General features: G+C 45.6%; 1 rRNA gene. It reads left to right on the top strand.

From position 1 onward, the window contains the following. Window positions 1–280: 280 nt before the first annotated feature. A 5S ribosomal RNA gene (rrf, locus tag HG547_RS20670) occupies window positions 281–373 on the top strand; the annotation flags it as partial.

Here is a 373-nt window from a genome sequence, read left to right as displayed (position 1 = left end):
GTGTAAGCGTTGTGAGGCGTTGAGCTAACTGATACTAATGACTCGAGAGGCTTAACCATACAACCCAGATGGGTTTTGCTAAGAGACTTAGCTTGAATAGAAACACTTAAGAAGTGTGAACTCAAACCAGCTTTCTAAATTAACAAATAAAGGTTAATTACGCAGGTAATTGTACGGCAGACAAAGCCGTGACGAGCGAAGGTCGGAGTGTACGGTAGTACATGAGCACTGGAGTGAGGAAACAATGCCGTCAGACGTAGAATTAACCAGTAAGAATTTGCTTGGTGACAATAGCATTGTGGTCCCACCTGATCCCATCCCGAACTCAGAAGTGAAACGCAATCGCGCCGATGGTAGTGTGGGGTCTCCCCAT

This window comes from Shewanella sp. DNRA4 (genome assembly GCF_012843185.1).
In the GTDB taxonomy this organism is placed as follows: Bacteria; Pseudomonadota; Gammaproteobacteria; order Enterobacterales; family Shewanellaceae; genus Shewanella; species Shewanella xiamenensis.
This window is presented reverse-complemented; position numbering and strand designations above follow the sequence as displayed.